Genomic DNA, 22,861 nt, shown 5'->3' with positions numbered 1-22,861 from the left:
GTGTACCACATATCTAGCTAGATATGTGGTACACCTGCCACATTGATGGGGGTGCAGTTACCTGGATTGATTTGGTTGTGGTTCAGTTAAATACGGTTGCTCAATTATTGATAGGCGAGTACACTTATTTTTGTTGGTGGTTCACTTATGGAGGCTTTATGGCTGATTTCGATATGACCAAAAAAGAGATTGCGGACTATTGCCGTGATATCTACCTGGACGAGAGCTTGACCAAGAAGCAGGTGACAGATCGCCTGCGGACATTCATTAACCGTCACCTGCAGCGGATCGGGGTGGCAAAGCAGACCAGCAAGGCCGGTGGGCTCGTTGAAGATGACTACACCCTGCGCGGGCCTGACAGCATCCATAGCGTGTCCAACAACCTGCGCCAGTGGATAGACGCCATCAGTGCACTGGAGATGAAGCATCACCTGGTCAGCAAGCACATCGAGAAGGCAGCCAAGGACTTGGCAGAGTTCATCCCTGATCTTGCCAGCCGCCTTAACCCAGAGCTGCCTATCCAGGAGCTGCGCAACCGCCTCACCGTACTGCGCAAGAACGAGAAGCGCAGTGTGGTGAAGAAGATACTGGGAAGCATCCGCATCGAGCATCACGCCTACTATCTGCTGCAGCCTGCTTATGAGTGGTCGCGCAAGGTGGCCACTGCCAATGACGGCGCCAGCCTGGCCAAGAAGGTATCGGCGCAGATCAAGGTCAACCCGGAGTTCGCGGTCGCTGAGGCAGCCAGGCTGGTGAAAGAGGGGATCGAGAAGCAGTCTCAGGAGATCAAATACTCTCTGGCTCTGGGGCTGGCCATCGCCACTGGCCGGCGCCGAAGCGAGATATTCAAGACGGGCAAGTTCTGGGCGACCGAGACTACACCTGAGGGGCACGTCATGTTCAGCGGCCAGCTGAAGACCCATGACCGGCAGCTTTTTGATGACGTCAAGCCGTACCCGATCCCGACCCTGATCTCGCCTGAGCTGGTCATTGAGGGGATGAAGGTGCTGAGGAAGCTGCAGCGCGCCGATTTGATGCGGTACCAGGACGTTACCGGCGCGGTGCTGGATGGGGTATCCCCGCTCGATGAAGGCAAGGATGACCTCTACCATAACCGGGCGGTCTCCTATTACTACAACCATGGCGCCCAGCTGATCATTCGCAAGACCTTTGACAACCCAGAGCTCGAGTGGCGCCACAGCCGTGACATGTACTCGGCCATCGGGTACCAGCAGTTCAAGCGCCCTGGTGAAGCCGAGTCCGTTTACCGGACAAGGGTATATGGTCATGCGACAGCAGGCGGCAGCGGTGACAGCCAGAAGCACTATGAGAAGTTCGAACTCGATTCGGCTGTTGAAAAGGCCGAGTTTGTGTCGGGCAACGGCCCCAAGCGGACGGGGGCAAACAAGCAGCTGGTGGCCGCGCTGGTGCAGAAAGACGGGCAGATCGAGCAGTACCTGCGCTCGCCCAACATGAAATTTATCCACGCATGGATGAAAGAGCAGCTGGATCTTGGTCTGTCACCTACCAGTGTGAGTGCCTCTTACATTCGCCGGTACTGCCTCATCGATGGGAAGGTGTTGAACCTCAGGACCTGCAAGGTGTACCTGGAGGAGCAGGTGGACTGGCCCAAGCTGGTGGCCGAGATCCCGGCAGAGCAGCTGCCTGATCTGGAGCTGGATGATGAAGATGAAGTCGACGCCGAGGTCGAGAACGATGACGACCAAGACGAGGCCGAGGAGCCGGTGGCCAGGGATGAAAAACCCAAGCTGGTGGCCACGATGGATGGCGACAGCTGGCACGTTATCATCACCGTAGACGGAGCGGTTGCGCATGACAGTAAGCAGGCCGGTTCCAAACTGGAGGCGATGCGGGCTGCTTGGGATGCGTGGGAGGATAGCAAGGTGCCACCCAAGCCACGGATCAGCAAAGAGGCCGGGGGCTGGCGGGTCAGGCTTGAGAAGGGCGGTGCTGTGCTCTATGAGTCATGGCAAAAGGGCACCCAGCGGCAAGCGGTAGAGGCCACGATGCAGGAATGGCAGCAGTCGATAACACGGAAGTGATGACAAAACAGAGGGTGGGGCCAGTGGCCCCACCCTTTTTTTGTTACCATGACAGGGTTTCAAATGGAGGGTGATCGATGAAGAAGATAGCAGCGGTGCTGGTGGTTATGGTGTTGGCCGGTTGTTCAGGTGAGCCGGATTCCCCATCGTGGGTGAAGGGGGCGCAGATGGACATCGAGCAGGATATTCGCTGGGACACTGACGGAACGGCTGACTGCAAGCGGCTGGTGTTCAGCGACCGCTGGTTCGTCATGTGCCGGAGCAGCGGGAAGTTCGGCGGGCTTGCCTATGCTGTGACAGAGGCGGCCAACCCGCGTGGATTCATCGCACAACCAGCAACAGGAAAGGCGGCACAGGCGGCCGCCTCGTTCAGGGCATCGCCAGTGGCTGGCGATATGGTCAGGGTCGATGTGGATGCATTGAGAGGGGCCTTTGAGGCCGCCTATCGTTAAGCCATGACCCCAAGGGGCTGCTCTGCGGCCCCGCTCAAACACTCTGCCAACGAGTCCTGGCTGATGTCTGACTGAAGAAGCTCAAAGAGAACAGATGCCGAGAGGCGGTCAGCTCCACACTCCACACCAGATTTTGCCGCCTCTTTGATATGTCTCAAGAGCGGAATCGCACTCCCTTCTGCCAGCGCCGATATCACCTCTTGCTTGTTTAGCCATGGGGCAACATGGATCAGCGTCATTTGGTCTCGGCGGCTTAGTTTGGTCGCCCGGCCGTCTCTCATGGCTGCTTGAAGATATGCAGCGACTCTCCCCACCGACCCTTCAGGAATGGAGTCTGCAAAATACAGAACTTCTGTACTTTCCGCCGCAGATCCCTTGCAAGTCGGCACTTCCTCAGATGTCTTCAACGTCAAGTGTGGCGCGGCTTCAACGCGAATATTGGGTGTCACACCTTGAGCCAGTTGATCACTATTAACCAGCTGCGCAGGGTGTGACACTTTGCCATCGTTCATCGTCTTGGCCTGGATACCGCTGACACGCAAACTGGTGAGGATGCGAATAGAGGAGAGGCTGTCTCCGTCGATGCCATAAACGTGCACACGCTGGCCGTTCACGCGCCTCTGGCCGTGGCTGACCACATCTATGGCCAAACCCCGCAGGAAGCCGTGCAGCCACTGCAGGGGCTCTTCAATCGCTGTATCCGTGAGGCTAACATCGCTGTACTTGTAGAGCGCCTCACGGTTCCGGATCATCCACCCGCGCAGGTCTTTGGTGATCTGCATGGCGTTCCAGGTTCTTCCGTCATAGTTGAGCTGCTCGTCGATGCCGACGGCGGCCAGGATGCACTGCAGGTGATGGCGGCGCTTGGCGTAGTGATGCAGGTGGGCGCGGGATTGGGCAAACTTGCGGTCTTTGAGGTCGAGGGCCTTGACCAGTTCGGCGGGCATGGCCGCTATGGCCAGCTTTTTGATCCGGCTAACGAGGCGTTCTTGCTGCTGGCCAAAGGCGAGGGCATTGATGATGAGCTCGCGGCGGCCGGCTGGCCATACGTTGATCACATCATCGCCGAACTCTGTTTCAGTCGCAGTCACCGATTGGAATGTTGCCGCCGCATCCCATACCAGCTGGTCAACGTGCTCTGGTTGCATGGCGTCGAGGTTGAGGGACTGGTAGGTCTTCGACTTGATGATGGCTGCTTGGGTCTGGTCTTCCTCGCCGTGCATGGCCTTGCGAATCTGGTCTTCATCGAGCAGGTTGGCATCGATCATCGAGAGCATATCGAGACGGCGCAGGCGATCACTCGCTTCCTCGGCATCCTGTTTGCCGAAGGTGACCATCATCTTGTTCTTCATGACGTGGACAATGCTATAGCCCTCGGCTTCCGCCTGGGCGAGGAACCGTTCCTTGAAGGCGTTCTTGGACTTGTTGACCGCAGCTTTGACGTGGCAATAGACCCACTCGAACAGGTTGCTGGAGAACGCCAATTTCCCGTCTTCCAGTTTGAGAAATTTGGCAGTTTCAGCATCTGGCTCTTCCAGATTGAGGCGCAGGATTTGATCCGGGTCGGTTGGCTCGGCCCGCTCGGTCGGATCAACGTAGACATGGTAATCGGTGATGCCACGAGCGCGGGCTAGTTGTTGGTGTGCCTGTTCGGACGTTCCTGTATTTGATCCGAATCGGCCCCAGGTAGCCTGGAATGGGTGACCTTTGTTGATGGAGATCCCGGTGCCCCAACTGGGGGATGCGAGCAGGGCGCTCCACTCGCCGACCTGTTTGTCGATCTCACGAACGATTTCACCTGTCTGGTCGTCTGTGGAGTTGTCAGAGCAGACGGAGAACCACTTGCCGTTCCAGTGACCACGGCGCTTAGCGATCTGCAGCTTCTCATCGAAGTTGATGATCTGGTTCTTGGAGTTCGCGCAGTAGTAGTGGCGCTCGCCGGTCATCAGTCTGTCCTTGAGCTGGGCCAGCATGTGATGAGGCGACTCATAGACGAACAGGGTAGATCCCTGACGGGGCTTGTACTCGTTGATGTGATAGGTGCCAGATTGCAGGCCGATGTAGTTGCAAAACCCGACGGTGAGGTCGGATAGGTCGGCATCCATCATTACTTGAGTTGATGCACGGCATAGCAGGTGGGCAAACATCTCGATGTTTAACACCTGACGCCCGCTCTTGAGCATGGTTTCTGACAGGAAGTGCTGCAGCGTTTGATCTGCCTCATCAACAATAACCGCGTCCCACTCGCTGCCTTGCAGGCGCCATAGTGAGTCAGGGGTGATCACAAGACGCATGGCCTGACGCAATAGCACGTTGCGATCTGCGTCGGAGCCTCGTTCATCCAGGATCAGGTTCTCGTAGTATTGGGCATCAAATGCTTTGGGGTCCGCTAGTGCTTGCAGCAGGTTGCGGCGATAGCTGATCACCAGGGTCTTTAAGTGGCGATTGTTGCGACTCCAAATGGAGGTAGAGAAGGTCTTCCCAGTCTCTTTCCCTGACTTGATGAGGTTGAGGCCAGGCTGGATCTTGATGTCCAACTTGGGCTGGTTTACGACGTTATAGACCAGGCCGCGGATGTTGAGCAGCTGGCGCTGCACTTCCTCGGCCCCGTCATTGATGTATACATCAGACCAGTCGGCCCCGGCTTTCTCTGGCAGTGACCAGAAGCCACCGGCCTTCTCGACTTGGGCAATACCAGCCTTGTCGTTATCCGGTGAGACCACCACGATCAGATCGGGGTAGAGCTCCTGCAGACGGCGCTTGATGTTGGGGATGTTGGATTCACCCACCACCACCACCATGGTTTCACCGGTCGAGATATGGCCGGAGAAGCCATCCGCCAAACCGCCGCAGATGAAGACCCGCTTGACTTGGTTCAGTGGCTGGCCAATAACGCCGAAGCCACGGTCATTTCTGCCGTGGCTTGAGAGGAACTTTCCGCGTCCCTGTTCGTTCTTGCGTTCGTAGATCTTCTCGTAGCCGCACCACTGCGCCTGCGGGTTAACCCTGGGGTCATCATCCCACAGCGGCCAGGCAAACATTCTGCCGAGGAAACCACCCTTGCGCTGGAACCGGATATCGAGGAATTCAACGATGCCCGCCATGTGTTTTTTCAGCATGTATTCGGTGGCAGGCAGGTCGTTTGGCATGGCAAAGAAGTCTGCGCGATGCTGCTCAAGGCCTCGGTCGGCTTCTTCTTTGGCTACCGCTTGTTCCCGTGCGCGGCGCGCCGCTCGCTCAGCCAGCTCCTTTCCGCGTCTGGCGAGTTCTTCCGGTGAGAGTGTGGTATCACGATCTGGAACCCAGCCTCCCTTCTTGGCTTCAAAAGCCAATGAGTTTAGTTGTGGGCGGTTTGGGTTGTTATTGCGGATCCATCCTTTCCAGTATTCTCTGGTGGATTTCTCAGTGTACGTTTGGCCAGGAGCCGACCAAGAATCAAAGATATCGAAGGCTTCATCGCCGAACTCACCGGCAAGAGCACATCCGATTTTTTGCCATACCTTATGCGGTAGGTTCGGGTTGCAGAAAGATAGCGCTTTCTCTGCATCTTGCAGAGTGGTGATTTTCTTCTTAGACATGGTAGTCCCGTAAAACCCACCAAGTGGGGCCACTGGCCCCACTTGCACTGGGATCTGTTACTGACTACAATGTCCTCGAATTGTTGTGAGTGGACATTGTAGCCATTCCGATTAAAGGACCGGTCGCCACAACCGGTCTTTTTCTTTTCAAGAAGCCAGCCGCCACGCTGGCTTTTTTCTTTTGTATCTGTTGGCTAAATGAGCTGTTCGCCACTGAACAGGTCAACGCCTCGGATCCTACCCAGATCCTATATAAAAATCAATTTTCGTATAAACTTAAATACAGTATAAATTATGCGGAGTGAATGATTTTTGAGCCAGTCACCTTCCCGACAACCTGGTGCATGAACTGCACGTCCTCTTGCTTTCTGAGTTGCCTGCTGTAGCTGGTGTTCATGCTGTCCAATACTACTTCTCCGTTGCGGATCCCCGCGAACACTTTCAGCATGACCTCATCATCGGCCATCCGGACAACGACCACCTCTCCCGTCATGGGTTCTGACTGCGGGTCTACTATCACAGCCTCACCCTCTCTGTAGTAGGGGTCCATCGAACTGCCAACGACCATCAGGCCATAGGTATTGCCACGTGACGGGAAGTCTATGTAGATGTCGCTGACGCCATCAGGGTATCCCATGTCGAACCACACGCAATCTGGGCCAGCCTGAGTATTACCTACAACTGGGATCTTTCTCCCAGAACTCGGCTTGTTCCCTCCACCGATCAGCCACCGAGCGTCGTAACCATACGGCTCAACGAGCTGGCCAATATGATGAGCTACTTTGGCGCCGATGTCCGAGTAAGCATCGTTCTCCACTTTGCCAATCCAAGCCGGGCTCATGCCGAGTTGATCAGCCAGTTGCGCCTTGTTCAGTTTGAGTACCTTTTCCCGTAGGAAAGTGAGTCGCTGGCCAAGAGAGTCGGTTCGCATAGAGCATCCAATTATTGATTTTAGTTTATTCGAAAATAAACTTGAGTTAACATTACTCCACCCTGTTAAGTGGAGTCAGATGATGACCAAGTCAGACGTTTTTGATTTTTATGCGGGTGGCCATACCCGCGGTGCAACCAAGGTAGTTGCCGACGCACTCGGCAAGACCCCTGTTGCTGTGTATCGGTGGACAGAACAGCTACCAGACTCCGTCCAGTTCGAGATCGAGGTGAAGAGCGCCTATCAACTTATATCCGAGTTTACAAAAGAGCGGCTGAAGGGGGAACAATAAATGAATAATTGTCCTCAATCGGACACAAAGTCTGAACTCAAGTTTATCCTCAATACCTCTATCGAGTGGATTAAACGATCGAGGATGTCGGATGTGGAGTTCGCCAACGAATGCCTGGTGCCGTCGCTGGAGGCTGCTGGCCTTATCGATGACGACCCTACCACTGCCGATGAGTTGTTCCGGGTTCGCAACAAGTACGCCAAGCGTGTAGCGCGGATCCTCAGTGGTGACTCTCCCCTGCCGTTTGGCTGGCGGGAGGCATGGCTGGCCGCCCTGCCTGGTGATGTTGCCGCCGGTATCATGCGCAGCACTGCCAGGATGCATGGCTATATGCTGGTTCAGGTACCGACCACGACTGGCACTGGTAGTGTGGAAGCCACTATCGATGTGCTTGCCGGTGCCTTTGCCGATGTGATGAGTCATGCCCACCCTGCCTTTGATGGCACCTATGGTACTGAAGACGAGCTCAATCAACTGTTGAGGCTGGAGCAGGAGCTGGTTGACCTGAAAGAGGCTACCGCTGCTGAAATAGCCCGGGTTCGCGCTGGCCTGCAGCTGCATAAGGGGGCCGCGTGAAGAGACCCCGTAGAGGCGAGGCCCATCGTCTGAGCTGGGTCGCCGAACTGGTCAGGGCCAGCTACGAGTGCAATGCCTTCACTCGCGGCCAGCTTGATCCTGATTTCACCGGACCAGCATTGATAACCGATCGCCGGAATCGGCCAGAGCGCGACAACGGCAGCGAGTTGTGGGCTTTGTCGCCGCAGCACATCACAGAGACCAGACCTCGCGGCCGTTCGTCATGCCCTCTTCCCCATCATGCTTATGAGCTGACGAAGGTGAAGCGGACGGTTGAGAGTACGCCGGACTGGATGCGAGAGGTACTGAAGGGACTGGTGGCTGGGCGCGGTGAGGAGTTCGATGCCGCGCTGTCTGAGCTCGAGTCCCGCTTCCTCAGCCGGTGTCGCCCTTCTCTGGCGATCCGCCATGAGTTGAAGCAGTTGCACCCTGTCGTGCTGGCCAACGTGCATTACGCCCTGGTAGAGCAGCCTCGAATCACCTTGCCGGATGCCGCAGTAAAGAGCGGTGTGAGCGCCTATTATGAGCGCCGATATGAAGACCAGTGGCGCAAGAAGATAGACAAGTCGGTTGGTCCGCATTGGTCTGCCCTGCATGAAGTCGGTGATGGCATGGTAGAGGAGGCGCTGCGATATGTGCTCAACCGCATCCCTTCCTGAGTCAACGCACTTCTGCCTGTGTCACACGGTATGGCCAGATGCAGTCCCTGCGCCCAGGTTACCGCAGTTGCGCCAACTAAAAGGTCGCTGGTTCTGCGTCTGCCCTAACTGTAACTTCTACATCGGCGGTCATGACGGGTTTGAAAACTCGCGGGCAGCGGTGGCCATGTGGCAGAGCTGCTGCCGCCCAGGTGACCAGCATATCCAGACACTCTGGATCCGTGACTATGCGGCCCAGGGCGTGAAGACTGAGGCGGCCGCATGAGCCCTATCCTGCTGGCCGACCGTTGGATAGGTAAGAAGGGGTCGCTGGTCCATCTCGTCAGCACCAATCACTCCGGCGTGTATCGCCAGAACCAGGATGAGTTGGTATGGGCTGGCCTGCTGCCTCTGGTAAGTCTTGATGGAGTGATAGGTGAGTTAGCCCCGATTCGCCGTTCCCATGTGTTGCAGGTGATTGCTATGACGTCACCAAACCCGATGCCGACCGCTTGTGCCGGCCATGACTATAAAAAGGAGAGACGATGTTCTCGCAAATCAAAACGATAAGCCTGTATCGGCTCACCCGCCAGATTGACCTGGTGAGCGAGGGGGCGGCCAGCCAGTTCCTGACCACCGAGTTTTTCCCGCGCATGTCGAGTTCAGCCTCCTCTATCGGTTGGGCACCAGTCATGGCCAAGCTCACTGATGGCTATTTTAAAGACCGAGGTACCATGCTCGAGATCGCCAAGGCTGACCCTGAAAACGCAGCCACCCTTCCTCAGCCTGTGTTTGTTCACCAGTGTGACGGGCATATCCTGCTGCGGTTGGTACGGGATCAGGCGGTGGTGCCCCCTGCGCAGCTGCAGCAGCTGTTGGCCAGCAAGGTTGAGGCTATCGAGCATCAGCAAGGCCGCGCACTCAAAAAGAAAGAGAAGGAGGCGATCAAGGAAGACATTCTTGCAACCTTGCTGCCTCATGCCTACACCAAGCGCACTAGCACCCACCTGTGGTATCAGCCGTCCAGCGGTTTGATGGTGGTGTTTGCCAAGGGAAAAGCGGCAGACGATGCCCTGGCCCTGCTGCGCAAGACCATTGGCTCTCTGCCCGTCCTGCCGATTGCGGTAAAGAACCCACCAGAAGTCACCATGACCACCTGGCTGCAGGAGGGCACTATCCCGGCTGGATTCGTGCTGGAAGATCAGGCCGAGCTGCGCAGCGCCATGCAGCACGGCGGGATCGCCCGGTTCAAGCAACAGGACTTGATGACTGATGAGGTGAAAAACCATCTGACCAAAAACGACAAGCTGGTGACCAAGTTGGCCCTTAACTGGGGTGAGACCGTCAGCTTCGTGCTGTCTGATGACTTGTCTATTACCGGCGTGAAGTGGAGCGACGAACTGATGGAGAAGAACGACGACATCAACGACGAAGACCCGCTGGCCAAGATGGATGCTGATATTGCGCTGCTGGCCGGTGAGATGTCCCGCTTCGTTCCCGCGCTGATCGATGCCCTTGGCGGTGAAGAGTCGGCCCCCATGTAAAGGTGGGGCCAGTGGCCCCACCCTGATAAAGTAAACTATAGTAAATACTTAAATAAACTACAGTTGACAGATTGGGGATGGCTGCGATAAATTATCCAAGCTGGAGAAATCTGTGTGTTCAGTAGCGAATGCCTAAGAGACCCTCATAAAACAAAACCGCCTTCGTGGGCGGTTTTTTATTGCCTGTAGAACGTGGCGGCCACCCCCTGCTGTAACAGGAAGTGACCATCCAGCCACGCGCACTCGGTCACGGGCCGGACTAAAGCCACGGCGCTTTGCAAAGCGGCCGGAGCTTATCACATAAGCCGATCCCGATGAACCTGAACGATATTCGCTGTGGGAACTGTTCCCGCAAGTTGGCCCGCCTTTGCGGCGCCGCTGAGATTAAGTGCCCGCGCTGCAAGGTAACAAACTACGCGAGCACCTCCGAGTGCCAACTCGGAGAAATAGTGAATGGAAAAACTGTTGATGGACGGGCAAGCCCGCCTGATCAATGCAGACAGCCTGGTCTATATCAAGACCCTGCCTGATGCCTCTATCGACCTCATTGCAACCGACCCTCCCTACTTTGGGGTGAAGGCGCTCGACTGGGACAACCAGTGGAAGTCCGAACAGGAGTTCCTCGCCTGGCTGGAGCAGTTCGTGGTGGAGTTTCGCCGGGTGCTCAAGCCGAACGGCTCGATGTACCTGTTCTGCTCGAGCCGCCTTTCCTCGGCCGTTGAGTTGATGATCCAGCGCCATCTGCGGGTCTTGTCCCATATCGTTTGGGCTAAGCCGTCCGGGCCATGGAACAAGGCTCGCAAGGAGGACTTACGCAGCTTCTTCCCTGCCACCGAGCGGGTGATCTTTGCCGAGCAGTACGGGGCAGACGGTAGCGCCAAGGCCGGTAGTGGTTATGCCGCCGCCTGCAGCGACCTGCGCCGCCAGGTGTTCAGCCCGTTGATCGAGTATTTCCGGCATGCCAGAGAGGCATCCGGCGTGACGGCCGCCGAGATCAACGCGGCAACCGGCACCAAGATGTCCGGTCACTGGTTCGGTTATTCGCAGTGGCAGTTGCCTAGCCAGCAGCAGTACGAGCAGCTGCAGGCGCTGTTTGCGTCGAAGGCCCCCTCTCTCAGCCAGGACTATGCCGAGCTGACCGAAACCTATCAGGGGCTGAGTTCCACATATACCCGCCTGGTTGCCAGCTATGACCAGCTGAAGGAGGAGTTTGAGCGCTTGCGGCGCCCCTTCTTTGTGACCAAGCACGTTCCTTTTACCGATGTCTGGATGTACCCCTCGGTACCGGCCAGACCGGGCAAGCACCCCTGCGAGAAACCGGCTGCGATGATGCGCGACATCATCATGGCCAGCTCTCGCCCCGGTGCGGTTGTCGCCGACTTCTTCATGGGGTCTGGCCAGACCGGCAAGCAGGCTGTGCTGTGCGGCCGTTCTTTTATCGGGGTCGAGCTTGAGACCCCACGTTATGAACAAACGTGTCGGGAGTTTGAAGAACTGCCCGAGCACTGACCCTGCGGGGTGGGGACTATGAAGATGCCGATGAAAGATCCTGGCTTGTGGGCCGTGATTCTTGGCTGGCTGGCTGAGCACCAGCCGGTCATCTACGGGGTGGTGCTGTCTATGGGCACCGCCGCTTTGCGCGTTGTTTACGGTGGTGGCAAACGCCGCCAGGCACTGCTGGAGGCCATCATGTGCGGCGCTATCGCGCTGACCCTGATGTCCGGCATGGACTGGATGGGCGTTCCCGCGTCGGCCAGCGGCTTCGTCGGTGGCATGGTCGGCTTTCTCGGGGTTGAGACGGTGCGTGAGTACGCCCAGCGGATCCTCGGCAAGAAGGCCGGCATGGTAATGGAGAAGGGTAGCGATGAATAAACCACGTTGGATCTTGCAGGCCGAGAACCATATCGGTGTAAAAGAGGTTAAGGGCGCGACCCATAACCCGGTGATCGTGCAGTTCTGGAAGGATATTCGCCGTGGCGGCATCAAGGACGACGAGACGCCTTGGTGTGCCGCGTTCGTGGGCGCCATGCTGGAGCGCAGCGGCATCCAGTCGTCCCGCTTTGAGTCAGCCAAGTCCTACCTGAGTTGGGGTGAGCAGCTGGACCGGCCGGCATATGGCTGTGTGGTGGTGTTCTCCCGGGACGGCGGCGGCCATGTCGGCTTTGTCGTTGGCAAGGACAAGGCGGGCAACCTTTTGGTGCTCGGTGGCAACCAGGGCGACGCGGTGAACGTGAAGGCATTCCCCCTCAGCCGGGTTACTGGTTATCGCTGGCCAGAAGGCGAGCCTGTGCCAGCCGGTGAGTTGCCGGCGGGTGACTCGGTGGCCATGTCGAGGAACGAGGCATGAAGACGATCGCGGCTATTGGTGGTTTCCTCACTGGTCATACGACGTGGCTCGTCCTAGCCGTCGGCCTGCTTGCTGGCGCTGCGATTGGCTGGTCGGCCACCGACATGATCTGGACGACCAAGTATTCGATCGCACAGAAGGAGTGGTCAGAACAACAGGCCGCCCAGGATCGCGCGAACCTCTCTCACGCTGAACAGACAGTGGCGTGGGAGCGACGCTCCGCCGAGCTGGCTGCCGAGGTCGACAGTGCTTATCAAAAAGGAATTGAAGATGGCAAAAAGAGCCTTGATGCTGATGTTGCTGCTATCCATGACGGCAGCAAGCGGGTGCGCGACAAGTTCCGCTGCCCTGCCCCAGCCAAACGACCCGACCCTCTGCCCTCGCCCGGCGCCGCCCCCGGCGGCGGTGATGAAGCCGCGCAAGGCGGACTTCAGCCAGCGGATGCAGAGTTTCTTGTTCGACTCGGACACGAAGCCAACGACGTCGTCAGGCAGCTGACAGCCTGCCAGGACTACATCACCAAGCAGCAGAGGCCAGTCTCGCCGTGAATATGACCCAGAAAGTTTTAACCAGGATATTCGAGTCCCTGCTGAATACAGCAGCCCAAGCACCAACAGACGACATCGTGAACCGGGATGGGATCAGTCTGATGAAGCAGGGATTCGAACTCATTATGCAGGCCCACCGGGAGGGTGGGGCCACTGGCCCCACTAGCCCGCTGCTTGCAGATGCCCGTCAGCTCTTGGCTGACATTGAGGCTACCCAGGTGCGTGGTCGGCCCCTTATCAGCCTGACCACAATCAGCGAGCAACTGGCCCGAATAGAAGCACGCACGCTTCCGGTCCACATAGTGGTGGCACCAGCAGTAGGTGGCCTGAAGTTCTCAACAGAAGAGCAAGAACGCCTCGCTGCCTTTCTGCGTGATGCTGCCGGCGCCCAGTGCGGAGTTCTCCCAAAAGATACGTGACAGGTGGGGCCATTGGCCCCATCCAAGGAGATTGAATTGCTTGGATTCATGACAGAGCAGAAGGCGAAGGAGCTTGGCTTCACCCATCACGGTAGCTATTTCGGCGTACCGGTCTATATCGGTGACCCGTATGGCCAGTGCATGGTGACGACCAAGCATCCGATCCTTGACCCTCTCTTTGACCTCATGGGAGTGCTTGAGGGGATCTTTCGACCGCTCATTCACCCAGAGAACCCCGCAGTCTTCCAGTTCAGACTGAAAGGCCGCATCAAGTAATCGGAGTGGGGCCAGTGGCCCAACCCCGCTGCAACCTTCACCCTTGCCTTCTGTACCAGCGGCTTCGGCTGCGTGTGCTGGGGCGATCAGTAGGCAAGGCTGAAAGAGCATCCGATTGTTGACCCATTCCTCTCCGTGGGGGAATGGGTCCTTTTTTGGACCTTTTTACACTGCGGGGCGTTAGACCCGCATGAAATCACTCATTTTATAAAATTTTCGTTTTTGGCATTTCCGGTTCCGGTTGGGGTTTTTCATGGCAACACAAGGTGAGATCGCCCGGCATCTGGATCTGTCGGAGCGGCAGATAAACAACCTGCAAAAACTGGCAGGATTCCCCGTGCCACAAGGGCGCGGGCAGTATGACCTCGATGCATGCCGTCACTGGTACATCCGATACCTGCGAACAGCAAAGCCTGGTAGCGGCGAACCGGAAATGGCAGGGGGTGAATCTGAAAAGGTGCTGGAGCGGCAGAAGGCCGAGCTGGCGAACGAATATCGTCGTGAGCAGATTGAAAACCTAAAGCTGAAGCGGAAGGTGCTGGCCAAGCAGTATGCCCCTATAACCGTCCTCTCCGATGTCCTTGAGACATGGTGCTCCGGCGCGAGAACCCGAGTCGACTCCTGGCTTCCTCGGATAAAAATGGTATGGCCTGACGTACCGCATCACGTCATCAAGCTGTTCCGCGACGAGATCGCCGAGATGATGAATGAGTTAGCCGATGTTGGAATCGATCCCGAAGATTACTGCGACAGCGATATCGAGAGCGGTTTCGCGAGCGACCCTGACATTGAGGATGAGGAAGCTCCTGACCGGGGTTAAGTGGGCGAATCAGCACTTCAGGCTGCCAGAAGGGTCTAGTCAGATTGCTGGTCAGTGGACGACTCAGCCGGTCCAAGTCGTGATGCTGAACCTAATGACGAACGACCGTTGTCGAGAGTTCGGCATTCAGAAATCAGCTCGCCTTGGCTACACCAAGGTGCTGGTCGCCTCGGTGCTCTACATGGCCGAGCATAAGAAACGCTCCAGCGTGGTATTCCAGCCAATCGACGATGAGGCTGACGGCTTTGTCGTTGATGAGGTCGATCCGGTCATCGCCGAGATGAAAGTCATCAAGGCGATCTTCCCTGAATGGGAAAAGAAGAACGAAAAGAACAATCTAAAAAAGAAGGTGATGAAGGGTGTCATCATCGACTTTCGAGGCGGTGATGCCGCTGGCCGGTATCGCCGACTGACAAAACAATGTGCCTTTATCGATGAGGCCGACGCGCTCCCGCGAGAAGTAGGGAAAGGAAAGAAAGGTGAGGGCAACCCCCTTGGCCTGGCTAAAAAGCGGTTGAAGGGAGCGGCCTATCCAAAATTTGTTGTTGGCACCACCCCGACGGTAAAGGGGCTGTCTCATATCGAGAATTTCCTTTCCTCAGCAGAAATTGTCATCCGATTTTATCTCCCGTGCCCGCACTGCGAACATGAGCAGGTATTGGTCTGGGGAGGCCGTAATGCCCAGTTTGGGCTGACGTGGGACGACACCAAAACCACCCGAGAAGGGAAGGCAAACTCGGCTCACTACGTGTGCGAGGGTTGCCATAAGCACTTCCATTACGCTGACCTCTATGAAATGGAGATCGCAGGCCGCTGGATCGGTGAGGATGGCACATGGACGCGAACCGGTGAGGATGACGACTGGTATACGGCGGATGGGGAGCGCATCCCCTGCCCAGCGTCAGTCGGCATGCATGTGTGGGCTGCCTATTCGTTGAACCTCGATGGTTGGGGCGAACTGGTGATGGACTGGCTCAAGGCAGAAGGCCAGCCACTTGATGAAAAAACCTTCATCAACACCACGCTGGGTGAGCTCTACGAGGAAGAGCTCGGCGAACCGACCGAGCATTCGATCCTGCTGGAACGGAGGGAGAGGTACGCCGCCGAGGTGCCGGATGAGGTGGTTTACATCACGGCCGGTATCGATAGCCAGCGTGACCGCTACGAGATCCGTATGTGGGGCTGGACGGCTGATGAGCAGGCGTACCTGATCGACAAGATCGTGGTGATGGGAAAGTACGACGACCCTGACACCCTGCAGCGTACTGAAAAGGCGCTGAAAGTGACCTATCGCAAGGCGGACGGCACCCAGATGACATGGCAGCGTGGCTGTTGGGATACCGGTGGTATCGACCAGACCTACGTCAACAACATGTCGAAGCGGTTCGGGATCTTCAAGCTGATCCCCATCAAGGGTGCCAACGTCTACGGCAAGCCGATCGCCAACTTCCCATCCCAGAAGAACCGGGCGGGCGTCTACCACACCGAAGTGGGGTCAGACACGGCCAAAGAGCTGCTTTACAGCCGCTACCACGTCGAACTCGGCAAGCCAGGCAGCGTCCACCTTCCCCTCGGCCCGATGCCAAGCGGCGAGATGTGCGATGAGGCCGAGTGCCAACAGCTGACTGCCGAAGTGAAAGTGCTTGAAATAGTGGCAGGCAAGACGGTGGTGCGCTGGCGAGCCAAGGGGCGAAACGAGGGCACTGACTGCTTTGCCTATGCACTCGCTGCCTTGCGCATCAGCCAAGTCCGTTGGGGATTGAAGTTGCCGACACTGGCGGCCAATGCGAACGACCAAGAAAAAACAGCCCCAGCGAAGAAGCGAACACTGGCTGAACTGGGGCAGCAACTGAATGGATAGTGGGGCCAGTGGCCCCACTTTGTTTTTGGGGATCCCGATGACCGATGAACAGCGCCTAGATCAGGCGAAAGAAGCCCGGCACCAGCTGCTGATGGGCAAGAGTGCCGTGCAAGTCGGCCATGGCCAGAGGCAGGTCACCTTCTCTCAGCGAACTATTGCTGACCTTGATAAGTACATCCAAAAGCTTGAAGTGATTTGTGGCCAGAGCAATCGTCGCGGCCCCGGGAGATTAGCCTTATGAACAAAATCCTCTCGGCCGATGGAGTCACCCCGCTGCGCCAGCAGTCGGTCTACACGGCGGGGGGGCGCGGGTTCGGTGGCCAGATGGCGGACTGGAACCCTCGCAGCAGGGGGCAAGACGCCGCCCTTCTGCCAGTGCTAGGCAAGGCAAACGCCCGCGCCGACGACTTGGTTCGCAACCATGCGACGGCCAGCAACGCAATCCAGATCCACCAGGATCAGATAGTCGGACACCTGTTCCGGCTGAGTTACAAACCGATGTGGCGCCGCCTCGGGATCTCCGAGGAGGATTGCCGGGCATTTGCCCGTGATGTGCAGGATGCCTGGTTTGAATATGCCGAAGACCCGCACGGCTGCATCGACGTTGAGGGGCATCGCACCTTTACCGAAATGATCCGGGAGGCGGTCGCTGTTCACGCCGGCCAGGGTGAGGCCATGGTGCAGCCAGCATGGCGGGAAGAACGCGGGCATCACCTGTTCCGCACCCAGTTCGCCATGGTCTCGCCGCGCAGTGTCAGCAACCCGAAGAAAGTGCGCGACACCGACAACCTGCGTAGCGGGGTGGCGTTAGACCGCAACGGTCGCGCTCGAGGCTGCTGGGTAGAGGAAGCAACTTACCCCAGCGGCAAGTCAGAGTGGCGCTTTATCCCCAGAGAACTGGCCAACGGCCGCCTCTCATTTATCCATATCTTCGAGAAGAAGGATGCTCGCCAGACGCGCGGCGCCAACCTGTTTATGACGACGCTCGAGCGGATGAAGATGCTCGACAGCTTGCAGCATACCTGGCTGCAGAACGCCGTAGTGGGCGCCATGTACGCGGCGACCATCGAGAGCGAGCTTGGCACTGAGAAGGCGATGGAGTTTATCGCCGGTGCGGGAGCCAATGGCAACGAGCCGAGCGCGATGGAGCAGTGGATTAGCGAGTATGCGGGCTACTACTCCGGCTCGCAGGTGAAGATGAACGGGGTGAAGATCCCGCACCTCTTCCCCGGCGACAAGCTTAACCTGCAACGGCCAGGCAATGCTGACAACGGCATGAGCCAGCTGGAAGAGTCAATCCTGCGTTATGTCGCGGCTGGCACAAATACCGAGTATTCGGCCCTCAGTCGGGACTATAGCAAGGGGGCATATAGCGCCCTGCGGGCCAGCTCGAACGACAACTGGCGCTATGTGATGGGCCGTCGCAAGTTCATCGCCGGTAAGGCGGCCAGCCTGATGTTCGGTTGCTGGCTGGAAGAGGCGATCGTGCGCAAGGTGATCACCTTGCCCCGCTCGGCCCGCCTGAACTTCTACGAGGCCCGTCATGCCTGGTGCTACTCGGAATGGATCGGCATGGGCCGCATGGCCATCGACGGTTTGAAAGAGGCCAAAGAGGCTGTCCTGCTCATCGAGTCGGGCTTGTCCACGTATGAGCGTGAGCTGGCCAAGCTCGGCGAGGATTACGAGGAGATCTTCGCACAGCAGTATCGGGAGGCGCAGGAGCGCAAAGAGAAGAACCTCCCGCCACCATCGTGGGTTAAGGCCCAGCAGATGGCACCCGACGAGCAGCAACAGGGGAATGGCAATGAAACATAACCTGCCGGGCATCATGTCCCGGCTTTTTAATACCCCGTTGATGATCCGGCCTACCGAGGCCCAGATCATCATCACGGCGGTATCCGAGCAGATGGGGGTCGGCAGCTTGCTTGATGCCTCCTCGGGCAAAGTTATCGACCTGAGTGGACAGGTCGAGCAGAACGCGGCGAGCTTCTCTGAACGTGGCGAGAGAAGCCGCAGCTATGCCCTGGTTGATGGAATCGCAGTGCTGCCGATCTCCGGCACTCTGGCGCACAAATGGGGCGGCTTACAGCCCTCCTGTGGCGCTACAGGATACGACGGCATTCAGGGGCGCCTTAGTCAGGCACTGAAAGACCCCGAGGTGCGCGGGATCATGCTGGACGTTGATACCCCGGGCGGTGAAGTAGCCGGTGCGTTTGACTGCACTGACCTGATCGCCAGAGCCAACAAGATTAAGCCGGTCTGGTCTCTTTGCTACGACATGCACTGCAGCGCTGGTCAGCTTGTTGTGTCAGGTGCTGGACGTCGGCTGATCACTCAGACCGGTATCGCAGGCTCCATCGGCGTGGTTATCGCCCATATGGACGTCAGCGAGATGCTGAAGCAGACCGGTCGCAAGGTGACGCTGATCCATGCGGGTGCCAACAAGGTCGACGGCAACCCCTACGAAGCACTGCCTGAACGGGTGAGAGCAAAGCTGCAGGCCGACGTTGAGGCTACGCGCTTGCGCTTCGCCAATACGGTGGCCAAGCACACCGGCTTGGCAGTGGACCGCATCCTGGCTCAAGAGGCCGGGACATTTGAGGGACAGGCCGCGATCGAACAGGGGCTGGCCGATGAGCTGGTCAATGCGGCCGATGCGGTGGCAGTGATGGCCGAACGCATCTCTCACAAACCCATCTTTGCAACAGGAAGAAATATGAGCGTGACAGAACATAACGCCAGCGCAGAAGGCGCCGATCTCAAGGTCGCAACCACTGAACTGAACAAGAATGCCGAGGCCGCGCCGGTTGTCGCCCCGGTTGCCTCAGCCCCTGTGGTTGATGGCGAGCAGATGGCTGCCGCAGAGAATGCCCGGATTATGGGGATCCTCGAGCTGGATGAAGCCAAGGGCCGTGAGGCCGCTGCCAAAGAGCTGGCAAAGAATCGCGCGATGACAGTTGAAGGCGCCAAGGCAGTGCTGGCGGCCATCCCGCAGACCGCGCAGGCAGCCAGTGAAACCGCATTGGACAAGCTGATGGAGACTTCTCCCGCAGCTGTACAAGGTAATGCCGACACCACCAAGAGCGACCGAGTTGCTCGCCTGACCCGCTTTGGGCGTAAGGACTGACGATGAAAACTGAGTTCAGCATTCTGAACATTTCGGCTGGCAGTGAGCCACTGCCGACCATGACAGGCCACATTGCCGCTGGCCAAGGGCAGCTGGCCGCCCGCACTCCGCTGATGCTGGGAGCTGACGCCAATGCTGGCAAGTTGGTGAAATGGGACGGCACAGCAGGCAAGGCAGTCACCATGACCGTCGGCTCCGTTGATGCTACCACCGCCAAAACCGCGCCGGTACACAAGTCCGGCTGCATTAACGCAGCCGCCGTTGCCTGGCCCGAAACCGTACTCACCATGGAAGCCAAACGCGCCGGCTTCCTCGGTTCCCCCATCTCTATCGAGGAAGTGAAGTAATGGCCGAATTTGACCTGTTTACTCCTGGTGAACTGATGGCAGCTCGTACCGAGACCCTCAAGTTCAGCCAGTTGTTCAAGACGTTGTTTTATCCGTTGGTGATGACCTTCAAGACCAAGAAGGTGTACCTGGACGAGATCCCGGGCCAGGCGGCCATGGCGGTTTATTGTGCCCCGCGAGTATCCGGTAAGGTCGACAAGACCCGTGGCCACCTGACCAGCTCCTTTGAGCCGGGTTATGTGAAGTCGAAGCATACCGTCGATCTGCAGGCAACGCTGGCCCGTCGTGCTGGTGAGCAGCCCATGGGCGAGCTGAGCCCGCAGGACCGCTTCGAGCAGTACACCATGCAGAACCTGGATGATGAAGAGCAAGCCATTCTGCAGCTGGAAGAGTATCAGTGTGTGCAGATGGCGCTCTACGGCAAGTACACCATGAACGGTGAGAACCTGCCCGAGCCGATCGATGTGGATACTGGTCGCAACCCCGAGAACCATATCGTGCAGGCTGGTGCTGGCCGCTGGTCTCAACAGGATGCAGACACCTACGACCCGACCCACGACATCGACGCCTATGCGGACAAATCCAGTGGTACTCTCGATGTGATGGTGATGGGAAGTAAGGCGTGGCGTGAACTCAACCGCTTCAAGCTGTTCCGCGAGAAGTTTGATACCAAACGCGGTTCCCTGTCGCTGGCCGAGTTGGGTCTGAAAGACCTCGGTAAATGGGTGTCCATCAAGGGGTATTACGGTGATGTGATGATCATCGTAACTAAAAACAAGTTCATCGACCCGGTCGATAAGAAGACCCAGCGCCTCTATGTTCCCGAGAACGGCTTGCTGCTGGGTTCCCTCGGCATCCAGGGTGTCATGATGTATGGCGTGATCCAGAACATCAAAGCGGTCAAGGAAGGCATGGAAGAGGGAGATCGCTTCGTTAGTCAGTGGGAAGAGGGCGGCGACCCCGCCGATATCTACACCATGACCGAATGCTCCCCTGCTGCCGTGCAGCCGGACACTAACGCCTTCGTGTTTATCGAAGTCAACTAAGAAAAGGTGGGGCCAGTGGCCCCACTTTTGTTTTCCGATTTTTCTGGAGAAGATTCCATGACTGAAAAAGAACAACTGATCGCTCGAGTAGCTGAGCTGAGCGCGAAGCTTGGCCGTGAGACTGACCCCTCCGGCACGGTGCTTGAGCTGAAAGCCCGTATCGAAGAGCTGGAAGCCGAGTTGGAAGACAACGCCAGCACCCTGAATGAAGGCCATAGCAACTTGGCACAGCCGTTCAATGAGCTGGCAACCAAAGCCGGATCCGTGCAGCGCATGGTTTGCATCATCCCCAAGGTCACCCTGCACCTGCGCCTCGGCAATGAGCCACTGCTGGCCGTGAAGGATAAGCCCTGCTTCATTGACGTGGATCAGGCCCAGCAGGTTGTAGAAGTGGAGCAGCTGGCCCGCTACGCCGATGAGTAGCGACCCGTTCTCAGACCTGGTGGCTGATGCCGACATGGCCATCAACGCGGTCATGGCTAACCAGTACAGCCTGCTGCTGAAAAGCGGTTCCCCGCTGGCGATTTCTGCCATCTGGGACACGAGCCTGCAGGAGGCAAAGGTACCAACCGGCAGCAGCAATCCTCGCGGTGTCCGTGTGGCCAGCGAGCAAGGGGTGCTGACAGTGCTGCAAAACCGCCTGCGCCGCGAGGATGTGATGGGGGCAGAAGTGGAGACCCCACTTGGTACCCGCTGGGTCGTGGATCTGGATTACACCGATGCCACCACGACAGTGCTGATGCTCGGCTTGGCCGGTGACGCCAACCTGCCGGCAGGCACAGGAACCCGTTTTAGCAAGACCAACATATGAGGTGGCGGCTGTGATGTACCTGTTTATCGACGATGCAGACATCGCAGCCGTCATCGACCAGTTTGCGGACCTCGACCCGAAGGTGATATCGCTGGCCTTCCATCGAGCCATGAAGCGAACCGAACAGAGCGTTATGTCGCAATCGCGCAAGGTGCTGCAGAAAGAGCTGGCGCTGCGAAACCAGAAGTCGATGAAAGCCCGTGTCAGAACCTATATCCGCCCTGCAGCGTCGGATATGGCGGAAATGAAGTTCTGGTTCGGGATGAACGACTTGAGCCCCAACGCATTCAAGGGCACCCCGAAGAAGACCCGGGGCGGCCTGATGTTCAGGGGGAGCTATTACGACAAGGCGTTCGTCAGCCTGCGCAAGGGCCGCAAGGTTTTTATGCAGCGCGAGACAGACATGAGATACCCGATCACCAAGCTCACTATCCCCATCCCGGACGACATCGTCGTCAAGATCGAGGATGAGGTGCTGGAGCGGATGCCGGATATCTTTATGCGCCACTTCGAGACCGACCTGCGCGGCCGAACCAAGAGCAGCCAGTGGGCGTCGGTGTTTGGCAGTGGCCAACATGGCAGCCTGGACAAGGCGTCCACGAACATCATGAGCCCCGGCAAGCGACCTCGCGGCGCCAGATAGGAATCCCCATGCATTACGACATCACTACCCCCAGCCAGTATCACACTGCGCTGGTCGAGCGGTTGCGCGTCAATCTGGTCGAAGGGCTGGCCATCGAGTCATACGACGAGTGGGGCAAGGTCGAGATCGCCGGCCCAACCATCCTGATCCAGTGGGAAGACGGCCACCCTGGCCAGCGTCAGAACGATGGCCGCTACAACCACCAGTACATGATCACCGCGCACTGCATCATCCCCAAGGGCCAGCCAAATGCGCTGCTGCAGGCGCTGGATCTTGCCGCCGAGGTGGAGCGTTTGCTGGAGCGCCGAGCCCTGTTTAAGGCGCCTGCGGCAGAAGCTGGGCTTCCTGATGTGCTGCTGGTCAGTTCGGATCAGGTCGGCATGCCGCAGATACAGGTCAACGGTGACACCAGCTACCTGCTTGGTATCGACGGCGTGGAGTCGCGGGGGGTGCAGTGGCTACAGCCCCTTTACCTCGGCCTGTCATTGAATGGCCCGACAGAAGCGCGCGGGGGCATCAGTCACTCGATAGCCTGACAAGGA

The 22,861-nt window shown here is 57.7% G+C and carries 27 protein-coding genes; 25 read left to right on the top strand and 2 right to left on the bottom strand.

Annotated features, from left to right (window positions below; translation table 11 throughout):
- Positions 1-158: 158 nt before the first annotated feature.
- Together BN1129_RS13680 and BN1129_RS13675 are read left to right on the top strand one after the other, a co-directional pair.
- The gene (locus tag BN1129_RS13680; protein WP_042037257.1) at positions 159-2,063 is read left to right on the top strand and encodes a protelomerase family protein; all 1,905 of its coding nucleotides are present in this window, start codon (positions 159-161) and stop codon (positions 2,061-2,063) included.
- 77 nt (positions 2,064-2,140) lie between these two features.
- On the top strand, positions 2,141-2,515 hold the full coding sequence (locus BN1129_RS13675; RefSeq protein ID WP_042037256.1) for a hypothetical protein: 375 nt from the start codon (positions 2,141-2,143) through the stop codon (positions 2,513-2,515).
- Here BN1129_RS13675 and BN1129_RS13670 read toward each other — a convergent pair.
- Together BN1129_RS13670 and BN1129_RS13665 are read right to left on the bottom strand one after the other, a co-directional pair.
- Positions 2,512-6,093, bottom strand: coding sequence for a plasmid replication protein, CyRepA1 family (locus BN1129_RS13670; RefSeq protein ID WP_084204655.1), 3,582 nt, complete (start codon positions 6,091-6,093; stop codon positions 2,512-2,514). The genes BN1129_RS13675 and BN1129_RS13670 overlap by 4 nt on opposite strands.
- Before the next feature lie 292 nt (positions 6,094-6,385).
- Positions 6,386-7,024, bottom strand: a complete 639-nt coding sequence (locus BN1129_RS13665; protein ID WP_042037255.1) for a LexA family protein — start codon at positions 7,022-7,024, stop codon at positions 6,386-6,388.
- An 82-nt stretch (positions 7,025-7,106) separates the two neighbouring features.
- On the opposite strand from BN1129_RS13665, the gene BN1129_RS13660 reads away from it, so the two are divergent.
- The 23 genes from BN1129_RS13660 (at position 7,107) to BN1129_RS13560 (ending at position 22,855) form a co-directional block, all read left to right on the top strand.
- Positions 7,107-7,316: a Cro/CI family transcriptional regulator gene (locus tag BN1129_RS13660; protein ID WP_042037254.1), complete on the top strand. Its 210-nt coding sequence runs from the start codon at positions 7,107-7,109 to the stop codon at positions 7,314-7,316.
- Positions 7,317-7,400: 84 nt separating this feature from the next.
- Positions 7,401-7,892, top strand: coding sequence for a hypothetical protein (locus BN1129_RS13655; RefSeq protein WP_042037253.1), 492 nt, complete (start codon positions 7,401-7,403; stop codon positions 7,890-7,892).
- The gene (locus tag BN1129_RS23465) at positions 7,889-8,551 is read left to right on the top strand and encodes a hypothetical protein (RefSeq protein WP_157013403.1); all 663 of its coding nucleotides are present in this window, start codon (positions 7,889-7,891) and stop codon (positions 8,549-8,551) included. The genes BN1129_RS13655 and BN1129_RS23465 overlap by 4 nt, the downstream gene beginning before the upstream one ends.
- A 261-nt stretch (positions 8,552-8,812) precedes the next feature.
- The gene (locus BN1129_RS23460; protein ID WP_157013402.1) at positions 8,813-9,100 is read left to right on the top strand and encodes a hypothetical protein; all 288 of its coding nucleotides are present in this window, start codon (positions 8,813-8,815) and stop codon (positions 9,098-9,100) included.
- A complete protein-coding gene (locus tag BN1129_RS13645; RefSeq protein ID WP_042037251.1) occupies positions 9,076-10,074 on the top strand; it encodes a recombination-associated protein RdgC in 999 nt (332 codons plus the stop codon). Before BN1129_RS23460 ends, BN1129_RS13645 begins: the two co-directional genes overlap by 25 nt.
- 314 nt (positions 10,075-10,388) lie before the next feature.
- Entirely contained in the window at positions 10,389-10,604 is a 216-nt protein-coding gene (locus tag BN1129_RS24600; protein ID WP_157013401.1) for a Com family DNA-binding transcriptional regulator, read from the top strand.
- Positions 10,528-11,583, top strand: coding sequence for a DNA-methyltransferase (locus tag BN1129_RS13640; RefSeq protein ID WP_042037250.1), 1,056 nt, complete (start codon positions 10,528-10,530; stop codon positions 11,581-11,583). Before BN1129_RS24600 ends, BN1129_RS13640 begins: the two co-directional genes overlap by 77 nt.
- Before the next feature lie 24 nt (positions 11,584-11,607).
- Positions 11,608-11,946, top strand: a complete 339-nt coding sequence (locus tag BN1129_RS13635) for a phage holin, lambda family (RefSeq protein WP_209418512.1) — start codon at positions 11,608-11,610, stop codon at positions 11,944-11,946.
- Complete coding sequence (locus tag BN1129_RS13630; RefSeq protein ID WP_042037246.1) at positions 11,939-12,421, top strand: TIGR02594 family protein; 483 nt, start codon at positions 11,939-11,941, stop codon at positions 12,419-12,421. The genes BN1129_RS13635 and BN1129_RS13630 overlap by 8 nt, the downstream gene beginning before the upstream one ends.
- Complete coding sequence (locus BN1129_RS13625) at positions 12,418-12,969, top strand: lysis system i-spanin subunit Rz (protein WP_042037244.1); 552 nt, start codon at positions 12,418-12,420, stop codon at positions 12,967-12,969. The genes BN1129_RS13630 and BN1129_RS13625 overlap by 4 nt, the downstream gene beginning before the upstream one ends.
- Positions 12,966-13,388: a radical SAM family protein gene (locus BN1129_RS13620; protein ID WP_157013400.1), complete on the top strand. Its 423-nt coding sequence runs from the start codon at positions 12,966-12,968 to the stop codon at positions 13,386-13,388. The genes BN1129_RS13625 and BN1129_RS13620 overlap by 4 nt, the downstream gene beginning before the upstream one ends.
- Positions 13,389-13,400: 12 nt before the next feature.
- Positions 13,401-13,664 (top strand): hypothetical protein, encoded by a 264-nt coding sequence (locus BN1129_RS13615; protein WP_157013399.1) that lies wholly within the window; start codon positions 13,401-13,403, stop codon positions 13,662-13,664.
- Between the two features lie 253 nt (positions 13,665-13,917).
- Positions 13,918-14,484, top strand: coding sequence for a hypothetical protein (locus tag BN1129_RS13610; protein ID WP_042037240.1), 567 nt, complete (start codon positions 13,918-13,920; stop codon positions 14,482-14,484).
- Positions 14,384-16,345 (top strand): terminase gpA endonuclease subunit, encoded by a 1,962-nt coding sequence (locus BN1129_RS13605; RefSeq protein ID WP_339366205.1) that lies wholly within the window; start codon positions 14,384-14,386, stop codon positions 16,343-16,345. Before BN1129_RS13610 ends, BN1129_RS13605 begins: the two co-directional genes overlap by 101 nt.
- Positions 16,346-16,382: 37 nt before the next feature.
- Positions 16,383-16,586 carry a gpW family head-tail joining protein gene (gene gpW / locus BN1129_RS13600; protein ID WP_167335282.1) on the top strand — a complete coding sequence of 68 codons (204 nt, stop codon included), beginning with the start codon at positions 16,383-16,385 and terminating at the stop codon, positions 16,584-16,586.
- Positions 16,583-18,160 (top strand): phage portal protein, encoded by a 1,578-nt coding sequence (locus tag BN1129_RS13595; protein ID WP_042037236.1) that lies wholly within the window; start codon positions 16,583-16,585, stop codon positions 18,158-18,160. Before gpW ends, BN1129_RS13595 begins: the two co-directional genes overlap by 4 nt.
- A complete protein-coding gene (locus tag BN1129_RS13590; protein ID WP_052449359.1) occupies positions 18,150-19,472 on the top strand; it encodes a S49 family peptidase in 1,323 nt (440 codons plus the stop codon). The genes BN1129_RS13595 and BN1129_RS13590 overlap by 11 nt, the downstream gene beginning before the upstream one ends.
- Positions 19,473-19,474: 2 nt before the next feature.
- On the top strand, positions 19,475-19,819 hold the full coding sequence (locus BN1129_RS13585) for a head decoration protein (RefSeq protein ID WP_052449358.1): 345 nt from the start codon (positions 19,475-19,477) through the stop codon (positions 19,817-19,819).
- On the top strand, positions 19,819-20,865 hold the full coding sequence (locus tag BN1129_RS13580; RefSeq protein WP_042037232.1) for a major capsid protein: 1,047 nt from the start codon (positions 19,819-19,821) through the stop codon (positions 20,863-20,865). Before BN1129_RS13585 ends, BN1129_RS13580 begins: the two co-directional genes overlap by 1 nt.
- 57 nt (positions 20,866-20,922) lie before the next feature.
- The gene (gene gpFI / locus BN1129_RS21880) at positions 20,923-21,288 is read left to right on the top strand and encodes a DNA-packaging protein FI (RefSeq protein ID WP_052449357.1); all 366 of its coding nucleotides are present in this window, start codon (positions 20,923-20,925) and stop codon (positions 21,286-21,288) included.
- Positions 21,281-21,676 (top strand): hypothetical protein, encoded by a 396-nt coding sequence (locus BN1129_RS13570; protein ID WP_042037230.1) that lies wholly within the window; start codon positions 21,281-21,283, stop codon positions 21,674-21,676. The genes gpFI and BN1129_RS13570 overlap by 8 nt, the downstream gene beginning before the upstream one ends.
- 13 nt (positions 21,677-21,689) lie before the next feature.
- On the top strand, positions 21,690-22,319 hold the full coding sequence (locus BN1129_RS13565; protein WP_157013398.1) for a phage tail protein: 630 nt from the start codon (positions 21,690-21,692) through the stop codon (positions 22,317-22,319).
- An 8-nt stretch (positions 22,320-22,327) separates the two neighbouring features.
- Positions 22,328-22,855, top strand: coding sequence for a hypothetical protein (locus BN1129_RS13560; RefSeq protein ID WP_042037227.1), 528 nt, complete (start codon positions 22,328-22,330; stop codon positions 22,853-22,855).
- Positions 22,856-22,861: the final 6 nt, after the last annotated feature.

The sequence above is a fragment of the Aeromonas popoffii genome (assembly GCF_000820025.1).
Classification (GTDB): Bacteria; Pseudomonadota; Gammaproteobacteria; order Enterobacterales; family Aeromonadaceae; genus Aeromonas; species Aeromonas popoffii.
The sequence above is the reverse complement of the archived record's forward strand: the minus strand, read 5'-3'. Positions and strand labels throughout refer to the sequence as shown.